This is a genomic window from Okeania sp. SIO1H4, assembly GCF_010672695.1.
In the GTDB taxonomy this organism is placed as follows: Bacteria; Cyanobacteriota; Cyanobacteriia; order Cyanobacteriales; family Microcoleaceae; genus Okeania; species Okeania hirsuta.
This window is the reverse complement of sequence record NZ_JAAHGB010000007.1, coordinates 355,801-374,164: the sequence shown is the minus strand read 5'-3', so window position 1 is coordinate 374,164 and position 18,364 is coordinate 355,801. Positions and strand designations below refer to the sequence as shown.

General features: G+C 41.7%; 9 protein-coding genes. 7 read left to right on the top strand and 2 right to left on the bottom strand.

Annotated features, from left to right (window positions below; genetic code table 11):
• Positions 1-192: 192 nt before the first annotated feature.
• Positions 193-2,934, bottom strand: a complete 2,742-nt coding sequence (locus F6K06_RS08990) for a phycobilisome rod-core linker polypeptide (protein ID WP_287241334.1) — start codon at positions 2,932-2,934, stop codon at positions 193-195.
• A 1,260-nt stretch (positions 2,935-4,194) separates the two neighbouring features.
• On the opposite strand from F6K06_RS08990, the gene F6K06_RS08985 reads away from it, so the two are divergent.
• The 5 genes from F6K06_RS08985 to F6K06_RS08965 all read left to right on the top strand — a co-directional run bounded on the left by F6K06_RS08985 (position 4,195) and on the right by F6K06_RS08965 (position 16,223).
• Positions 4,195-5,391: a bifunctional 2-polyprenyl-6-hydroxyphenol methylase/3-demethylubiquinol 3-O-methyltransferase UbiG gene (locus tag F6K06_RS08985; RefSeq protein WP_124143170.1), complete on the top strand. Its 1,197-nt coding sequence runs from the start codon at positions 4,195-4,197 to the stop codon at positions 5,389-5,391.
• An 831-nt stretch (positions 5,392-6,222) separates the two neighbouring features.
• Positions 6,223-6,867: a class I SAM-dependent methyltransferase gene (locus tag F6K06_RS08980; protein ID WP_124143169.1), complete on the top strand. Its 645-nt coding sequence runs from the start codon at positions 6,223-6,225 to the stop codon at positions 6,865-6,867.
• Between the two features lie 274 nt (positions 6,868-7,141).
• Positions 7,142-14,875: a polyketide synthase gene (locus F6K06_RS08975; RefSeq protein ID WP_287241332.1), complete on the top strand. Its 7,734-nt coding sequence runs from the start codon at positions 7,142-7,144 to the stop codon at positions 14,873-14,875.
• A 26-nt stretch (positions 14,876-14,901) separates the two neighbouring features.
• Positions 14,902-16,086 (top strand): condensation domain-containing protein, encoded by a 1,185-nt coding sequence (locus tag F6K06_RS08970; RefSeq protein WP_124143167.1) that lies wholly within the window; start codon positions 14,902-14,904, stop codon positions 16,084-16,086.
• Positions 16,080-16,223: a hypothetical protein gene (locus F6K06_RS08965; protein WP_287241331.1), complete on the top strand. Its 144-nt coding sequence runs from the start codon at positions 16,080-16,082 to the stop codon at positions 16,221-16,223. The genes F6K06_RS08970 and F6K06_RS08965 overlap by 7 nt, the downstream gene beginning before the upstream one ends.
• A 666-nt stretch (positions 16,224-16,889) precedes the next feature.
• Here F6K06_RS08965 and F6K06_RS08960 read toward each other — a convergent pair.
• A complete protein-coding gene (locus tag F6K06_RS08960; protein WP_161564933.1) occupies positions 16,890-17,054 on the bottom strand; it encodes a hypothetical protein in 165 nt (54 codons plus the stop codon).
• A gap of 41 nt (positions 17,055-17,095) precedes the next feature.
• Between F6K06_RS08960 and F6K06_RS08955 the strand changes: the two genes are divergently transcribed.
• Both F6K06_RS08955 and atpB read left to right on the top strand, forming a co-directional pair.
• The gene (locus tag F6K06_RS08955; RefSeq protein ID WP_124143165.1) at positions 17,096-17,539 is read left to right on the top strand and encodes an ATP synthase subunit I; all 444 of its coding nucleotides are present in this window, start codon (positions 17,096-17,098) and stop codon (positions 17,537-17,539) included.
• 66 nt (positions 17,540-17,605) lie between these two features.
• Entirely contained in the window at positions 17,606-18,355 is a 750-nt protein-coding gene (gene atpB / locus F6K06_RS08950) for a F0F1 ATP synthase subunit A (protein ID WP_124143164.1), read from the top strand.
• The last annotated feature ends 9 nt before the right edge of the window (positions 18,356-18,364 follow it).

The following is an 18,364-nucleotide window of genomic DNA, read 5'->3' as shown; positions in this document are numbered from 1 at the left end:
GTAACAGGCAGCAGAGAATAATTTAACGTATCACCAAATCTGACTTAGTACATTATTACCTGCCTCTCTAATATTATTTCCCTTTTTTCCTTCCCTTTTCCCTCTTCCTTCTACTATAAAAAATCCCCTGCTATAAAAAATCTATAGCAGAGGATAAATGCAATTTAAAACCTCAGAAAAATAATTACTGGTTTAACTGCGGTCAGCTATAGCTACAGGTTCAAAACTCGGTATAACCAAATCATCATTTTGCTTAGTTAACTGGTTATACAGTTTTTCAGTATTCGGGAAATTAGCAGCAGGTAGAGTCGGGAAGCGACGATAAGGAACAGTATCCTCCCCAAACATCTCAATATACTCAGCACTATTCACCATAGCGTTGATAAAACCTTTAATACCCAAAGTTGCCAGAATCTGATTATACTTACGAATCTCAACTTGATTGCGAGGAGCACGTCCTAAGAAATGTTTAGTACCAAGTTCAATTACCTTAGTATTAGGATAGGGTGTATAAAACTCCTTAACATAAAGTTTAGAACAACCTAACCCTTCAATAAATTCCTTGAGGTTGATTTCATCATTGCCTAACTTACTTTCTAAGGAAGAGAACTCACTCTTAACAATGTAAGGATCGATATCGCGTTCAAAAATCTGACGATAAGCAGCAGCAATAATCAATTTCACCTGTTGCTTATCTTGGGTACTTGTCAACTTAAATACCTTAGACTGCTCCCGTTGCTTGTTAACACCTTGACCAACCCGGAACTCAATATCAGGTTCAGTGCGCATTTCGGCAGGAGTACCCAACTCCACAAATCTTGGCGTAACTTCTTTCTCAACTTGTAGATTTTTGTCACCAATACTGCCAACTCTTGTATTTCGTAATGACAAACCACCAGGAGTTAGATAACGTTCATAAGGAATAGTATCTTCTCCAAAAGATTCATTGTATTCTTGACTATCGATGATTGCATCTACTAGAGCATAGAAACCCTTCTTGGCACAAATATCGAAGTAAGAATTAATTTCCTTACGTCCATAAGTCGGACGACCTAACAACCGCCGATGAATGTACTCAATAGCTTTGCACACATACAAAGAACTCCAGTACATATTACGGAAAGTATCAGACTTCGCTAAAGCACGAATGAACTCGCGAATAGTGATATCACCATTTTCTAGTTTGTTCTCAGCACTCTTTAGACGCTGACCATCGTAAACATCACGACCGAATACCTGACGATAAGCGGCTGTAATAATTTTTTGAGTAGAACTTTCAGAGAACTTAATGCTAGCACCGTTGCTGCCACCAGAGTTACTGAAACCACTACTAACATAACCTCCAGGCAGTTGGTCAAGTTTGAAAACCTTTGGACCAAGAGAACCAGGATTTTTAGCTCTTGCACCAGGGTTACTAATTTGGCTATCAATACCAGCACCCTGATGAATTAGAATCCGGCGAGTATCTTTGCCAAAAGGTGCAGGACGATTTTTGGGACTACGGGTTTCTTTCGGGAAGATTGCCCCAAACTGGATTTCTAATGGATCGTTACCCCTACCATAAACGTGTTGGTCTGGCAAGGGCTGATTGTAGTCAGCAAATAAGGTAACAAATTGAGGTACTTTGCGGAAAGGGGCACTGAAGTTAAACAGATCGATTTGTGGTCCCCAGTTACGACATTCCTGAGCCTCTTGACCTAAACCACGGAGATATGGTAAGGTCTCTTCGCCAAAATAATCCGAGTATTCTTGAGAGTCCACCATGGCATCTACCAAAGCTGACAAACCACCTTTGGTAACAATGTTAAAGTATTTGCTGAACTCTTGGGGCGAACTCAAACCCCTACCCAAAAAGTGACGAGCTGCCAATTCCACAACACGACTATTGACAAAACCTTCATAAAACTGTTTCCGGTACAAAGGAGATTTACCCAAACGACGGATAAACTCTTTCATGGAGATTTCGCAATTCTTCGCTTGAGATTCTAGGTAGGAAATATTCAGACTATAAGCTCGGAAAATATCCCTCTCAAATACCTGGCGATAAGCAGCTTTAATGACATCCTGTTTCTCAAAATTAGACAAACCAGGTTTCATCACAAATTTTTGTCGCTTTTCAGCAGCATTAAAGTAAATTTGTGGTAGTGCTAAACCTTGTTGGTCTGAACTTTGACCCCGGCGTTGCTTATTAGAGGGTGTTGAGCCACGGAATTCAGTTAAAAGGACATCAAAGTATTGCGCAACAATTTCCCTTGCTTCCTGGTCTTGAAAATATCTAATCGAAGCTTGTCGCATCTGTTGGATAGCTACAATTGTAGCTGCAGAGGAACAGGCATTCTCAATGATTTCTCTTAAACCACGAACGTTGACTGAGATAATATTAGGGTCTCCCGCCACAATAGCGTAAGTAATATAGCGTAAGAACCAAGATAAATCCCGCAAGGATTTGGTCATATTAACTGGACCATACCGAGACACACTAATTGGCCTAAAACCGGCAGGTACAGGGCCAGCACTACTAGCTCCTAAATTAGTGAACAGCGAGCGTATACCCTGCAATGGGTTGTTTCCTTTCTTGTTCTCTACATAAGTAACAGTACCTAGCTTCATGCCTTCAGAAACTGATGTTGTTGCAGCCGTAACAGCACTCATGGCCATTTCTTCTTCATCTGGCTTTTCTAAAAAGGCTAAAGGCGAACCACCAGTAAAAATAGTATTGGCAGCAACAGAAACAATTCTTTCTGAATTATTAGTCAGTATCTGAGCAATTTCTAAACGTTTTGCTCCTGAACTAAAAAAAGTTGCTAGTTCATCTAGTTCTCCTTTTCCTAAAAAGCGGTCTTGTTGTTCCGCTTGAGAAATAGTTGATACTGGTACAGTTTGATATAGTTGCGGACGTGCAACTGAGCTTCCACCACTTGCTTTGACAGTCATTCGATTATTATTGCTCCCTATTTTGAAGTTTTTACAGCTTCTATTCAGACTGTTAGCTTGAATTTTTATGACATTTCCCAGACATTTTCTCTAGAGAGTAAGTATGGGTTTTTCTGAAGTTGCAATGAAGATTTTCCCTACTGTAAAAGCTGGTTTCCACAGACTAGAAAATATTCTTTACTATCTGTGTTTTATTGACTTTCATCAGCAACTTAATTGATACTTAAGGCGATGCCCCACCTCAAAGTTTATATCTTATTTAAGCTACTTTCTCTGCTTACCTCTGGATTATTGCTGAAAGCATAGTTATTTTTCTTAACACCATACTTGCTGAATTTCCACAGATAAACTACTGTAGCTTTACATCAAAATTTTTCGTTCAGATGTTTCTCACATCAGCATTAGAAACCTATACCTTATTTTTGCAGATATTCTAACTGAATATCCTTAAAAACTAGGCTGAATTTATATTAAGTATTGCCTAGCCCAATGTACCTGTTTTATTTCTAATCTTGGCTTAGTTATTTAACCTTAAGTTGTCTAACACTAACCATATAGAAATATTGAGGCATAAAGAAAGTAAGTATTTTTGCTATTTTTATGTTCTAGCTTTTCCTTACTTTGTTTCAAAGGTAAAATATTTTAGGCTAATTACCCGTGTTTGTTAAAAACCTTACAGAATTTTATTTTATAGATTTATGGTCATTTATCTTAGAAAAAATAATAATTTTTGTTAAGTAGAGTTTGCTGAAAAAGTCTTTTGGCAAGAGTAGGAGTCAGAAGTCAGGAGTCAGAAGTCAGAAGCTTATAAGTCAAAAGTCAAAAGTTAGAAGTCAAAAGTTAGGAGTTAAAAGTTTGAAGTCAAAAGTTAGGAGTTAAAAGTTTGAAGTCAAAAGTTAGGAGTTAAAAGTTTGAAGTCAAAAGTTAGGAGTTAAAAGTTTGAAGTCAAAAGTTAGGAGTTAAAAGTTTGAAGTCAAAAGCCAAAAGTCAAAAGTTAGAAGTTTAGAACTTAGGAGTTATACCAATTCTCTATGAAGCTGCGCTTAATATAAAGATGAGAATAGTCAGTGTAATAAGGTCTGAGCAAAAATTATTAAGTGCATTGTTACAGAGAAATGGTATTAGAAGTCAGAAGTTAGGAAAAATCGGAATTGTAGAGGAGATAATGGAAAGAATTGTTACTTGATTTTTCTGCTCTTGTCTGCCCAAAATGCTAATACGCATGAGCTTTTTGGACCCATTTGAACATTCAATTTCATTATGAAGGATAAATTAGATATCAGTTCTGCTGTTGAGGGACTGTACGATACTTTTCCATTTCCACCAGACCCTTTAGTAGATGAAGCACCACCTGGATATAACTGGCGCTGGAGTTGGCCAGTAGCTTACAGTTTTTGCACTGGTCAAATACCCCAAAAACAAGATATTAGAATTTTAGATGCAGGTTGTGGTACTGGTTCTAGTACAGATTATTTGGTTCATCTTAATCCTCAAGCATCTGTAGTTGGAATTGATTTGAGTAGTGGTGCTTTACAAGTGGCCAAGGAACGGTGTAGTCGTTCGGGAGCTTCGCGAGTAGAATTTCATCATCTCAGCATATATGATGTAGGCCAAATAGAAGGAGAGTTTGATTTTATTAATTGTGTAGGAGTTCTACATCATTTACCCGATCCAATTAAAGGTATTCAAAATCTTACTTTGAAGTTAGCTCCTGGCGGAATTATGCACATCTTTGTTTATGCAGAGTTGGGTCGCTGGGAAATTAGACTCATGCAACAGGCGATCGCTATCCTTCAAGGTAATCAACCTAGAAATTACAAAGATGGAGTAAAAATCGGACGTCAACTTTTTGCTTCTCTACCAGAGAATAACCGTCTTGTCAAATATGAACAGGAAAGATGGGCTTTTGAAAATAAAAGAGATGAGTGTTTTGCAGATATGTATGTCCATCCCCAAGAGATTGATTATAATATCGATACTCTGTTTGAGTTGATAGAAGCATCTGGTTTAAAGTTTCTGGGATTTTCTAATCGTGAATACTGGAATATAGAGCGACTTATCGGAAAATCTTCCGAGTTAGTGGAAAGAGTTGTTGATTTGGACGATCGGGAACGTTATCGTTTGATTGAATTATTAGACCCTCAGATTAGTCATTACGAGTTTTTCTTAGGTAGGCCACCTTTACCCAAGATTGATTGGTCTGACGATCGCCTTCTATTAGCAGCAATACCTGAATTAAGTCCTTGTATTCAGGGATGGCCTAGTGAGAATATATTTGATGGTGAATATAAATTGGTAAATTTGTCAAGGAAAGAATATGAATTTCTACAAGCTTGTGATACTAACTCAAACAGTCAATCCCCATCCACAGTAGGAGAAATATTAGCTAATATACCAGTGGAATTAGAAATTGTGCGATCGCTTCAGTCCAGACTTTTGATTCTACTTACCGAATAATTAAGGTAAAATGCCTCTTCTTTAAAGGAGAAACAAGCGGTCGAGGGATGGCGAGGTCTCCTCGCCATATCCAATCGACCAAGAGAGAAAAAATTTTCCTTTTATTCAATCCTCTTCCTTTTAGGGCTATGCTTTACCCACATCTTTAACTTAGCAGAAAACTTGACAAAATAGACGAGTTATGCATAAGTCTTGGTTCAGGTTTTTCGGGAGAAAAAATGTATGTAAAAAGACTTTTTTTTGACAACTTCAGTAGTTTTACTTAGCTACTATGATTTTTTCTCCTTTCTCCCCTGCTCCCTCTCTTGGTGCGCGTTCCCTTGGGTCTGTCGCCGACGCGGGGTCGCACCGCTGCTCTCCTCCTCCCCACAAGGGTTTCAAGACTTATGGGTAAGGGATAGCTTTTAGGGAGAGGTAATTAGGGTTTGCTGATTAAATCTAAAAGCACTGAAATATAAAGGTTGAGCGCATTTTTTAGTTAAAAAAAGTCCAAGCTTAATGGTCATAATGGTTCAAAAAAGAGCGCATTTTAGGCTCATAGTTGCGCAGAATAATCCCTTGGTTATTCTTCCTCCTACCTCCTAATTAATTCCCATTTCTCCTGTCTTCCCCTCCACCGGAGGGGGAGGGGCGAGGGGTGAGTTGTCTCCTGTCTCCTACCCTTGCCCATAAGACTTTTTCAGCAAACCCTAATTATCAATTATTGAACAATGCCCAACAGAGAATATAAAAAAATATAAATGATTCTTAGGTAAGTCATACCTAAGTGATGTCTAATTTTAGGTATCACTTAAACTTTTTTTTTCAAAATTAACCTAAATTGATAAAACTATGAGTCAAGAACCTCAGAGTATTAGTTCTGCTTGGGCACATAAACCTCCTGTAAATGCTTCAAAAGTCGAGGCCGATTATGACTTTTTAGCCGATGATTATGACGATCTCATCAAGCAATGGGCGTATGAAGGCCCTCGAATTGGTGTTGAGCTAGCCAAGCAGTTTTTCTCACTTGAAGACTTGATTCTAGATGCTGGTTGTGGTACTGGCCTTACTGGAGAATTTCTCTACAATCAGGGTTTTACCAATATCATAGGTGTTGACATCTCCCAAAAATCACTGGATAAGGCGGTTCAGCGCCAGGTATATCGTGAATTAGTGAAAGCCAACCTGCAGGAACCGCTTTCATGGCCAGACAACACCTTTGATGCTACATACTGTATTGGAGTTCTTACCTATTTTCCAAATCACTTCCCTTTACAAGAATTTTGCCGTGTCACCCGTCCTGGGGGATGGGTGATCTTTTCACAGCGGGTTGATTTATTTGAAGACGGGGGTCACGGAACAGAATATAACTCTATGGAATCCCAAGGGTTATGGCAGCAAAAATACATCTCTCAGCCAATGGCTTACCTTCCTGGACATTCAGAATATGCCCAGAAAATTCTTGTTTATTACCTTGCTTATCAAGTGACTCAATAACTAGGGCTTGCTGATTAAATCTAAAAGTTTTTATAGATAAAGGTTTTAGCCTTTTTAAGTATCAAAAAGTGCGAGGTTTTAAGTGGTAATGGTTCAATTTAGGAGCGGATTTTGGTCAAGATTTGGGCAGAAAAATTAAGGGACAATTCTTACTCCTACCTCCTCGCTCATTTCCATTTCTTCTGTCTCCTGTCTCCTGCCCCTACTAAAAGACTTTTTCAGCAAACCCTAACTACATTGCATTGATTCTAAAGAATTTCTAAAGGACTCATCCATGTCTACATTTGCATCTAACCTGAATGAGGCTGATATCCCTTGTATTTCAGGCCCATTTCTCTCTGAGGAAACTAAGAGCACTTCACAGCTAATTGATCGGCAAGCAGAACTTAGACCCCAGGCAACAGCTCTATGTCAAGCTAACAATCAACTAAGCTATTCAGAATTGAAAACGCGATCGAATCAACTAGCCCATTTCCTGCAATCTAGAGGATTAGGTTCGGGTCAATTTGTGGGGATTTGCATGGATCACAGTTTTGAAATGGTGATTGGATTGCTAGGGATTATGAAATCTGGAGCTACTTATGTTCCTCTAGATCCAAGCTTTCCAGCAGAACGGTTGAAGTTTATGATAACTGATGCTGGAATTCAGTATATTTTATCAACCACAAAGTTTGCCTCCGCGATTCCAACGCTTAATGTGGAAGTTCTACAGTTAGATTCATTATATGAACAACTTACCACACTACCAATTGATTCGCCAGAGGAAACTCCCTTACCACAAGCTCCTGTTTATCTAATCTATACATCTGGCTCCACTGGGAACCCAAAAGGGGTTATGATACCTCATAGTGCCTTGGTGAACTTCTTACTATCCATGCAGATTTCACCAGGGATTAAGGCTAGCGATCGCCTACTTGCTCTTACTACCATTTCCTTTGATATATCTGGTCTAGAACTCTATATCCCCTTAATTACTGGTGCGAGTATTCGCTTGCTAACCCGCAGGGAAGCACGCAATGGCAAGATTCTGAATCAACTTACTGAAAGTGGTGATATCACGATCATGCAGGCAACACCCACAACCTGGCAAATGATGCTCAATTTAGGTTGGCAAGGACATCCTAACCTCAAAGTCCTGGTTGGAGGAGAAGCATTTCCACCCGCATTAGCCAAACGAATGATTGGCAAATGTGCTGAAATTTGGAATATGTTTGGTCCAACCGAAACCACAATTTGGTCAACCCTAGCTCCAATTACAGATGCAAAAATCTCAATTGGAGTCCCAATTCACAACACTCGCATCTACATTCTGGATAATAACGAGATCGGTATTGGTGGCAAAGGTTTAGCCTTGGGTTATAAAGACCGCCACCAGTTGAATGCAGAAAAGTTTGTGGATTCAGAAATCGCAGGCGAACGCATTTATCGCACTGGTGATATGGGTCGCATTGATGAGTCTGGACAATTACATTTCCTGGGTCGCATCGATCATCAAGTGAAGGTGAATGGATTTCGCATTGAAACGGGTGAAATCGAAGCCCATATTGACGAATCTGAAGGTGTACAGCAATCCCTAGTTACGGTTAAATCCTATGGATCCGATGACTCCAGATTGGTAGCTTATGTAGTTCCTCAGTTGCACACTACACCCGACATGGTTGCACTTTGGGAACAGGTTTGGACTAAAGCACACAGCGATGAATCGGCAGTTTACGATCCAACCTTTAATTACAGTGGCTACAACAATAGCTTCACTGGTAAACCGATGCCTGAAGCCGAAATGCGGGAATGGGGTCAAAATACCCTAGAGCGCATTCGATCACTGAATCCCACCCAGGTGCTAGAAGTTGGCTGTGGAACTGGTATCCTGCTTTTTGCTCTTGCTCAAGATATCAGACGTTATGTGGGAACCGATATTTCTCAGGCAGCCATATCCTATATCCAAAAACAGCTAAACCAGAATTCAGAGTTAGGCTCCAAGGTAGAGTTACACCATCGTTCTGCCCACAATCTACCGAGTCTGAAGTCTGGAACTTTCGATGCCATCATTCTGAATTCAGTGGTGCAATATTTCCCAAGTATTGATTATTTGGAAAATGTCATTAAACAGTTAATTCCGTTGCTTTGTTCCCATGGCTCTATTTTTATAGGGGATGTTCGTAACCTTTTGTTATTGCATAGGTTCCACAAAAAACTGTTGGAAACGGTTACATCTCAAACGGTTAGTGACCAGCAAATACAGCAGTCCATGAGCAAAGAAGAAGAGCTAGTAATTAGCCCGGAATGGTTTTTAGCCTTGAAAAAAGCGATTCCAGCCATTTCCGAAGTCCGGATCGTGCCTAAAGCAGGAAACTTTGAAAACGAGTTCACCTGCTATCGCTATGATGTGGTGATTTCAATGGGTTCCCGTCCAACTGAGACATTCGAGTGGGTCCATTGGACGCAACAAAACTGGACAAAAACTTACCTAACACAAACACTTCAGAATCAACCAAAGGTCTTAGGTTTGGCAGCGGTTCATAATTCCCTGATTGTTCCAACGGATAATGATAGCGCCATCAAACCAGCAGAATGTTTTGATATAGGTGAAATTTATAACTATAGCGTTTACGTCAGTTGGGCTAATAGTGATGAAAACGGTGTATTTGATGTTGTTTTTCTCAAGGATAACCAGGTAGCTCCGATTTTTCCAGAGTCAAACTCAGTAGCATCGGCTAAAAAAATGGCTAATTGCCCGATACTACTGAATTTGGGGCGACAAATAGAACCTCGCTTGCGGAAGCATTTGCGGGAATTTCTACCCGACTATATGATTCCAAAGGCATTTGTATTTCTAGACTCCTTTCCGCAAACACTCAATGGCAAGATTGATCGCAAGCAACTTCCTGAACCAGATATCAAACGACCAGTACTCACAAACAGTTTTCAACCACCCAACACAAATGAAGAACATCTTTTAGTCGAAATTTGGGCTGAAACACTACAAATTGAAGAAGTAGGAATCACAGACAACTTCTTTGAGCTAGGAGGAAGTTCCATTCTTTTAACCCTACTCCATGCCAAAATTCAAGAGCGGTTTGAAGGATCTAATGTCATCGATCAAGTTGACCTCTTTCAATACCCAACAATTCAAGCCCAAGCGAGATATTTACGAAATCAAAAAAATATAAATCTCTCTGAGGAAACGGAGCAAATTCAAAAGAATTCTGAGCAAAATTTCCCTACACAACCCCACCGAGATTTTAGAAAAACTCTAAACAAACAATCAACTAAAAGTCAAGTTGCAGAAACAGATATTGCCATCATTGGACTCAGTTGTCGGTTTCCTGGTGCAGATAACCCAGAAAAATTTTGGCAAAACTTGCAGGAAGGAGTTGAGTCTATTACATTATTTACGGATGAAGAGTTACTGGAAAGTGGTGTTGAGCGAGAATTATTACAGAATCCAAATTACGTCAAAGCCAACCCCATTCTGAAAGATATCCAGAATTTTGATGCCAGTTTCTTTGGTATTCCCGCATTTGAAGCCGAGATTATGGACCCACAACAACGCCTATTCTTGGAATGTGCTTGGGAAGCTTTGGAAAGTGCTGGTACTATTCCTACCCAAACCACAGATACCATTGGTCTATTTGCTGGGGCCGGAATTAGCTCTTACTTACATCAGGTTTTGTCCCATAGAGGTGACTTCTTTTCATCAGTGGACAACTTTCAGGTGATGCTTGGCAACGACAAGGATTACCTACCAACCAGGGTCTCCTACCGATTAAACCTAACTGGTCCCAGTATCAACGTCCAAACTGCCTGTTCTACATCGCTAGTGGCCCTTCACCTAGCGTGCCAAAGCATCCGCAACGGCGATTGCGATCTAGCCTTAGCTGGAGGTACTTCGGTCGTTCATCCCCACCAAGCTGGCTATATTTTCCAGGAAGGCATGATTTTCTCTCCAGACGGCCATTGTCGCCCCTTTGATGCCAAGGCTAAAGGGACCACTTTTGGCAGCGGAGTCGGCGTAGTCCTCCTCAAACCCTTGAGTCAGGCATTGGAAGACGGCGATCCAATTCGGGCTGTGGTCAAAGGTTCAGCTATTAATAATGATGGTGCCGAGAAGGTTGGGTTTACAGCCCCATCAGTACAGGGGCAAGCTACTGTAATTGCTGAGGCCATGAGAGTCGCCGGAGTTTCACCAGAATCTATTTCCTATGTGGAAGCCCACGGAACGGCAACAGAGTTGGGAGATCCTATTGAAATTAGAGCACTCACCCAAGCATTTGGGAGTCAGAGCGATCGGCGTAGCTATTGTGCCATCGGCTCGGTAAAGAGCAATATTGGACACCTGATTTCAGCCGCTGGCGTTGCCGGATTGATAAAAACAGTCCTGGCTTTGGAAAATCAACAAATTCCACCGAGTCTCCACTTCCAATCCCCTAATCCTGCAATTGATTTTGAACAGACTCCTTTCTTTGTCAACGCTCAACTCAATCCTTGGACGACCGATGGTAATCCCCGTATTGCCGGTGTTTCTGCATTTGGTATTGGTGGCACCAATGCCCACACCATCATTGCTGAAGCTCCAACAGTTAAGGCGCAAACTAGACCCAGTAGCCGACCTAGAGTATTACTTACCCTTTCCGGCCAATCCGAGCAAGCCGTCGTCGAACTGGCTGCTAAGTATACTCACTTTTTCCAAACACATCCAGATATCTCCCTACCCGATGCTGCCTACACAACCCATTTAGGTAGGAAGCACTTCAACGTTCGAGCAGCCTATGTGGCAAGCGATCATAGTGAGATGATTCGGGAACTGGAACGCAACCCTGTCCTACTCTCCAGCACCACTGCTTCTGGTAAACTGGCATTCCTATTTACAGGGCAAGGTTCACAATTTGCCGGTATGGGCCGCAGATTGTATGAAACTGAACCCGTGTTTAAAGATGTATTAAATCGCTGTGAAACAGCATTTTTGGGCCATTGCGGGCACTCTCTTCTAGATGTTCTATTGGCAAAAGACGAGGACACCTCGATCCACAGAACCGAATTTGCTCAACCAGGACTCTATGCTCTTGAATGTGGCATTGCTGCCTTGTTCCTTTCTTGGGGCATTCAACCCAGCATGGTGATTGGTCATAGTGTGGGTGAATTTGCAGCCGCATGGGTGGCTGGGGTTTTCCAGTTGGAAGAAGGGTTAATGCTGGTGGCTGAACGTGGACGCCTGATGCAGGAACTCCCAGAGTCAGGGAGCATGATCAGTGTTTTCGCTGCCCAGGATGTGGTTATGGGCTACATACAGGACTACACAGATGTTTCCATTGCTGCAATTAATGGGCCAAAAGCTGTGGTGATTTCAGGTAAACAGGAATCATTAACACAGATTATCCAGCACCTACAAGCAGAACATATCAACTACAGAGAATTAGTTGTGTCCCATGGGTTTCATTCCTCACTGATGGACCCCATTCTGGATACTTTTGAACGATTTGCCTCCCAGTTCGACTTCCATCCACCCCAAATCCCCTTCATTTCTAACTTGACAGGGGATCTTTTGGATGCAGATCGGACCCTAGATGCCACCTATTGGACAGACCATATTCGAGGAACTGTTCGTTTTCATGATGGATTAAAAACTATTGTGGATTCTGGACTAACTATGTTTCTGGAAATTGGACCTAAACCAATCCTCTGTGGTCTAGGACAACGAGAGTTTCCAGAACTGAACTGGATTCCCACTCTTGAAGGACCGCAAAAGGGTTATGGTGATATTTTAGATAGCCTTGCTTGTCTCTATAACTGTGGGATTTCTATAGATTGGAATGCTTTTCATGTCAATGAAAACCGACGGAAAATCCCCCTACCTACCTACGCTTTTCAACGTCAATGTTACTGGCCAGAAACAACTATGATTTCTACACAATCCTCTAGAACTGCTTCACCATCTGCTATTTCAGAGCGGATCGGACGGGAAATGACGGAAATGATTGCAACTATGATGCGAATGGACAGCAGTGCCATCGATCGTGAAACATCTTTCCTCAGCCTAGGACTAGATTCCCTCACCTTATTAAATGTTATTGCCCGTATTGAAAAAGACTACGGCATTACTCTAGCTATTCACCAATTCCTGGATGAGTTGACCAACCTTCAACAACTCATTGACTTCTTAAGTCAGAAAGTCCCACCAGAAAAGGTTTCTCTACCAGTTGTCACCCCATCGGCCAATGGAGCAGCTCTTCTTCACCAACCTGCCCAACCATCTGAACCCACTGTTACCCTTGAAACTAAACTCCCTCAGGAACCAACGGTTTCTTTTGCACCAGTGGAAAACGGCACCTCGACAGCCTTAGAGCGCATTGTTCAGCAGCAACTACTGGTGATGACGAAACAACTGGAAGCTATTCAAGAGAAATCCAGCATGGCTGTGGTCCCCGTGAGTCCCCCTTCTCATCAACAGCAACCCCTGGTTAAGGCAATGGAACCAATGGAACCTGCCAAGCCGGTGGAGGCCACTAAACCAAAACCAGCGGAAAAAATCGGATCGACACCTGCTCCATTCTCATTTTGGGGAGCAAAAGGCAAAGCCGGCAAACCACCAACAGCTGAACAACAGGCATTCATCGACAATTTGGTCCAAGCCTACTCCCAACGCACCAAGGGATCAAAAGAAAATGCCGCTGCCTATCGCAATTACCTGGCAGATCGCCGATCAATTAGGGGCCTTCGTCCCAAACTGAAGGAGATTTTCTACCCAATTGTTGCAGAGCGTGCCGAAGGTTCCCACATTTGGGATATTGATGGCAATGAATACATTGATATTACGATGGGCTTTGGGGTTCATCTGTTGGGTCATAATCCAGATTTCATCATGAATCCGGTTCGCTACACCCTAACCACTGGCGTACAAATGGGTCCTCAAACACCATTGGCCGGAGAAGTTGCCAAACTATTCTCTGAGGTCACGGGGAAAGAACGGGTGACTTTCTGTAATTCTGGGACTGAAGCTGTGATGACCGCAGTAAGGATTGCTCGCGCGGCTTGTGGTAAGCATAAAATTGTGAAGTTTAAAGGTGCTTATCATGGTCACTTTGATGGTACGTTAGCCATTCCGGCACAAACTGATGGAACACCCTATGGCCAACCTATGTTCCCAGGAACGTCACCTAATATGGTGAAAGATGTTATTGTGCTGGACTATGGCAAAGCAGAGAGTCTAGAGGTTATTCGACAACATCGACATGAACTGGCCGCTGTGCTGGTAGAACCTGTTCAAAGCAGACTGCTTAGTCTTGCGCCAAGGGAGTTTTTGCATGAGCTACGTGCCCTGACCCACTCAGAAGATATTCCCCTGATCTTTGATGAAGTGATTCTGGGATTCCGGGCCGCGCCTGGTGGTGCTCAGGAATATTTTGGGATTGAAGCCGATCTTGCAACCTATGGAAAAGCGGTTGGCGGTGGGATGCCGATCGGGGTCGTAGCTGGAAAAGCTAGGTATATGGATCGCATTGACGGGGGCACTTGGAACTATGGAGACCAATCGTATCCCCAAACGGAACCCACTTATTTTGCTGGTACTTTTTGCAAACATCCTCTGGCCATGTCAGCGGCCAAAGCAGTTCTTCTCCATATCAAGGAGCAAGGTGGAGCATTACAAGCCAAATTGAATGACTCTACGGCCCGACTTGCTCAAGCCTTGAATCACTATTTTCAAACTGAGGGACTCATGCTGCGGGCCGATCAGTTTGCGTCGATTTTTAGAATTGAGTTCCAAAGTATGTTTAGTGAACTGTACCTTCCCATTGAAATGGATCTCTTGTTTTACCTATTGATCCACAAAGGGGTTTATGTTTGGGAAGGTCGCGTCTGTTTTCTCTCCGCAGCTCACACTGACCAGGATATCGATCGCATTATTACCGTGGTTAAAGAAAGTGTTGAAGAGTTGCGTTCCGTTGGGTATTTCCCGTCACAAACTTCGCAAAAACCAGTTGCTCAAAAAAAAAACGCACTTATCCCCTAACGGAAGAACAGCAACGCCTACTTCAAATTTCCCAGGATAAACATGGTTCGACTGCCTATAATGAATCGATTACGTTTGAGCTGACAGGAAAACTGGCCATCGATCGGTTACGGAATGCGATTCACACTGTCATCCATCGGCATGATGCTCTGAGAACATCCATTGCTGCCGATGGATTTGCTCAAATTGTTAGGCCACTCCTGAATGTTGAAATTCCTTTGCTAGATTATTCATCTGAAGATGCTCCAGATGAAGCCCTAAATGAGTGGCTCTTAGCAGAAAGCCAACAGCCATTCGATCTTTATCAAGGACCTCTAATTCGGACAACAATTGTCAAACTTTCTCCAGAGAGATACGCATTCAATATCTGTATTCATCATTTAGTTTCCGATGGATGGTCTCTGGTTGTGATTTTGGAGGAAATTAGTAAGATTTATTCCGGTTGTCTAGATATTCCCCCAATTCAACAATTCACAGACTATTTGCAATGGTATAACCAAGATACCCAAAGCGATATCTTCAAGAAGTCCGAACTATTTTGGAGCGAAAATCTCAGGGCGGTATCCCCCTTACGTTTACCTCTGGACTACTCTGCTCCAAAACAACGAACCTACAACGGCGATCGCATTAGTATACAGATACCATCGGACTTAACATTTGCTCTTAAACAACGTTCGATGGCCTGGAATGCCACCCTATTTCACACACTATTGGGAGCTTATGCTTACCAGATGACCCAGTTTTGCCAGCAAAATACCATCACGATTGGAATTTCTGTGAGTGGCCGTCCAACACATCTGGCCGAACATTTAGTGGGCTACTGTTCACATTTCATTCCCATCTACCTGAAAACTGATGAGAACTTAACCTGGCACAAGCAAGTAGAACGAACTAAAGCTGCCATTAGCAAAGCATTCAAGCATCAAAATGTGCCCTTAGCCCGAATCTTAGGCCAATGTCCCCAGGCACAACAGCAAAACCTCATGCAAGTTACTTTTAACCTTGACATCCCGATGACCCTTGATTTAGTCGATCTGCAAACTCAGATTATTTCTCAGCCAGTAACCTCCGCACGATATGCAATGGGCCTTAATGTCATCCCTGAACTCGATAGCCTTCATTTTGATCTGGATTACAACACAGATTGCTTCAAGACAGAAACAATGCAAGAATTTCTAATGAATTTGATAGAAATGCTTCGGGTTTGTTGAAAAAGTCTTTTAGTAGGGGTAGGAGACAACCCACCCCTCGCCCCTCCCCCTCCCAGGAGGGGAAGACAGGAGGAACGGGGAATGAGCGAGGAGATAGGAGTAAGCAATTGTCCCTTGATTTTTCTGCCCAACTATGAGCCTAAAATACTAACTTTTTGAGCGTTTTAGACTGAAATAGGCGCACTTTTTTTGACCTCAAAAAGGCTAAAATCTTTATATTTCAATGCTTTGATATTTAATTAGGGTTTGCGTATGGAAAGTCTTTTTGCTGGGGTAGGAGACAGGATACAGGAGACAGGAGACAGGAGTTATGGGAATGAGTGAGGAGGTAGGAGTTAAGAATTGCCTCTCAATTTTTCTGCCATAATCATCCCAAAATACTAGCATGCATGAGCTTTTTCCACCAAAAAGTTGGTACTTTTTTCAACTCTAAAACCCTAAAACCTTTATATTTCAATACTTTTAGGATTAATCAGCAAACCCTAATTAGCAAGCCCTACTTCAAGGCATTCTTACGGGCTGTGTTGCAAAATAGTGAGGGTTGTGAGCTACTTGGGGCTATTTTTACCATGAATCAGTTATAAAAAACCTTATATCTTTGAACCAATATTCCCTTCTGCCTTCTGCCCTCTGCCCTCTGCCCTCTGCCTTTGTACTACGTTTTGAAGTGCGGAATTTAGGTTCTATCAAGTCTTATTAATTAGCCATAATCAAAATCTTTTCCCCGATCAATTTCTCTCTGTTCCCTGTTCCCTATTCCCTCAATTTTTTATTGTGGGTATTCAAAGATACATAAAATTATATCATGTCCGGATAATTAGTGATAAAAAACTTTCTTCTTCTCTTCCTTCTTTTTTCCTCCTGACTCCTGACTCCTGACTCCTGACTCCTCCGACTTCTGGCCTATAAATTTTAACTTTTGACTTCTGGGTATGCTTGCTCCAACATGGTATGATGACTATTGGCATATAAAAAAAGCCTACCACTTGTGATTAGTATCTAAATTTTTGTGAATACATCTGATACATCACCAGAAACCATAACTGTTGACGATAGTGATACTCCAGAAGTTGGCACTGCAGGCGCAGAACCAAATACTTCAATGCAAGAGTATTACAAACTGCAGCAGGAACTATATGTAATCACCTTGACAATTACAGGTATAATATTTGTCTTTGTCTGGGTTTTTTACTCCCTAAACATTGCTCTTAATTATTTGATAGGAGCAACGACAAGTGTGGTTTACTTAAGGATGTTAGCTAAAGAAGTTGAGAGTATTGGCGGGGATAAAAGAAGTGTAGGTAAAACAAGGTTAGCAATATTTGTCGGGCTGATGATATTAGCAACTCAGTTGAATCAGCTCAAAATTTTGCCGATTTTCCTTGGGTTTCTGACTTACAAAGCAGCACTAATAATATATGTAGTGCGAACATCCTTGATGCCAAACTCATAACAATTGAAGCAAATTCTAATTCTTGAAAAATCCACTTGATATAAATCGGGAAGCCTGAGAATCAAAATGCTAGATATTTTGCATACTATTAACTATTTACCCCTGGCCGAACTAGAAGTTGGCCAGCATTTTTACTGGGAGCTAGGCAGCCTCAAAATACATGGGCAAATTTTACTTACATCTTGGTTTGTAATTGCCCTGATAGTTTTGGCTGCTTTAACAGCAACACTCAATGTGCAGCGAATTCCTAGTGGGATGCAAAATTTCATGGAGTACATCCTAGAATTTATACGCAGCCTAACAAAAGACCAAATTGGTGAAAAAGATTATCGCCCTTGGGTGCCATTTGTTGGTACTTTGTTCCTATTTATATTTGTGTCAAATTGGTCAGGAGCGCTAGTACCATGGAAAGTAATAGAACTACCTTCGGGAGAACTAGCTGCCCCCACAAGTGACATTAATACAACAGTAGCATTGGCACTACTGACTTCCATAGCATATTTTTATGCAGGTATCAGCAAAAAAGGCTTAGGATATTTTGCGGGCTATGCTGAACCAGTACCATTTATGGTCCCCTTTAAGATCATAGAAGATTTTACCAAGCCTTTGTCCCTAAGCTTCCGTTTATTTGGTAATATTCTTGCTGATGAATTGGTTGTGGGAGTGCTAGTTCTGCTAGTACCTCTATTTATTCCTTTACCACTAATGGTTTTGGGTCTATTTTTAAGTGCTATTCAAGCATTGATTTTTGCAACCCTAGCTGCTAACTACATCGGAGAAGCGTTAGAAGAACATGGCGCAGAACATCACGATTAAGAATTAGGT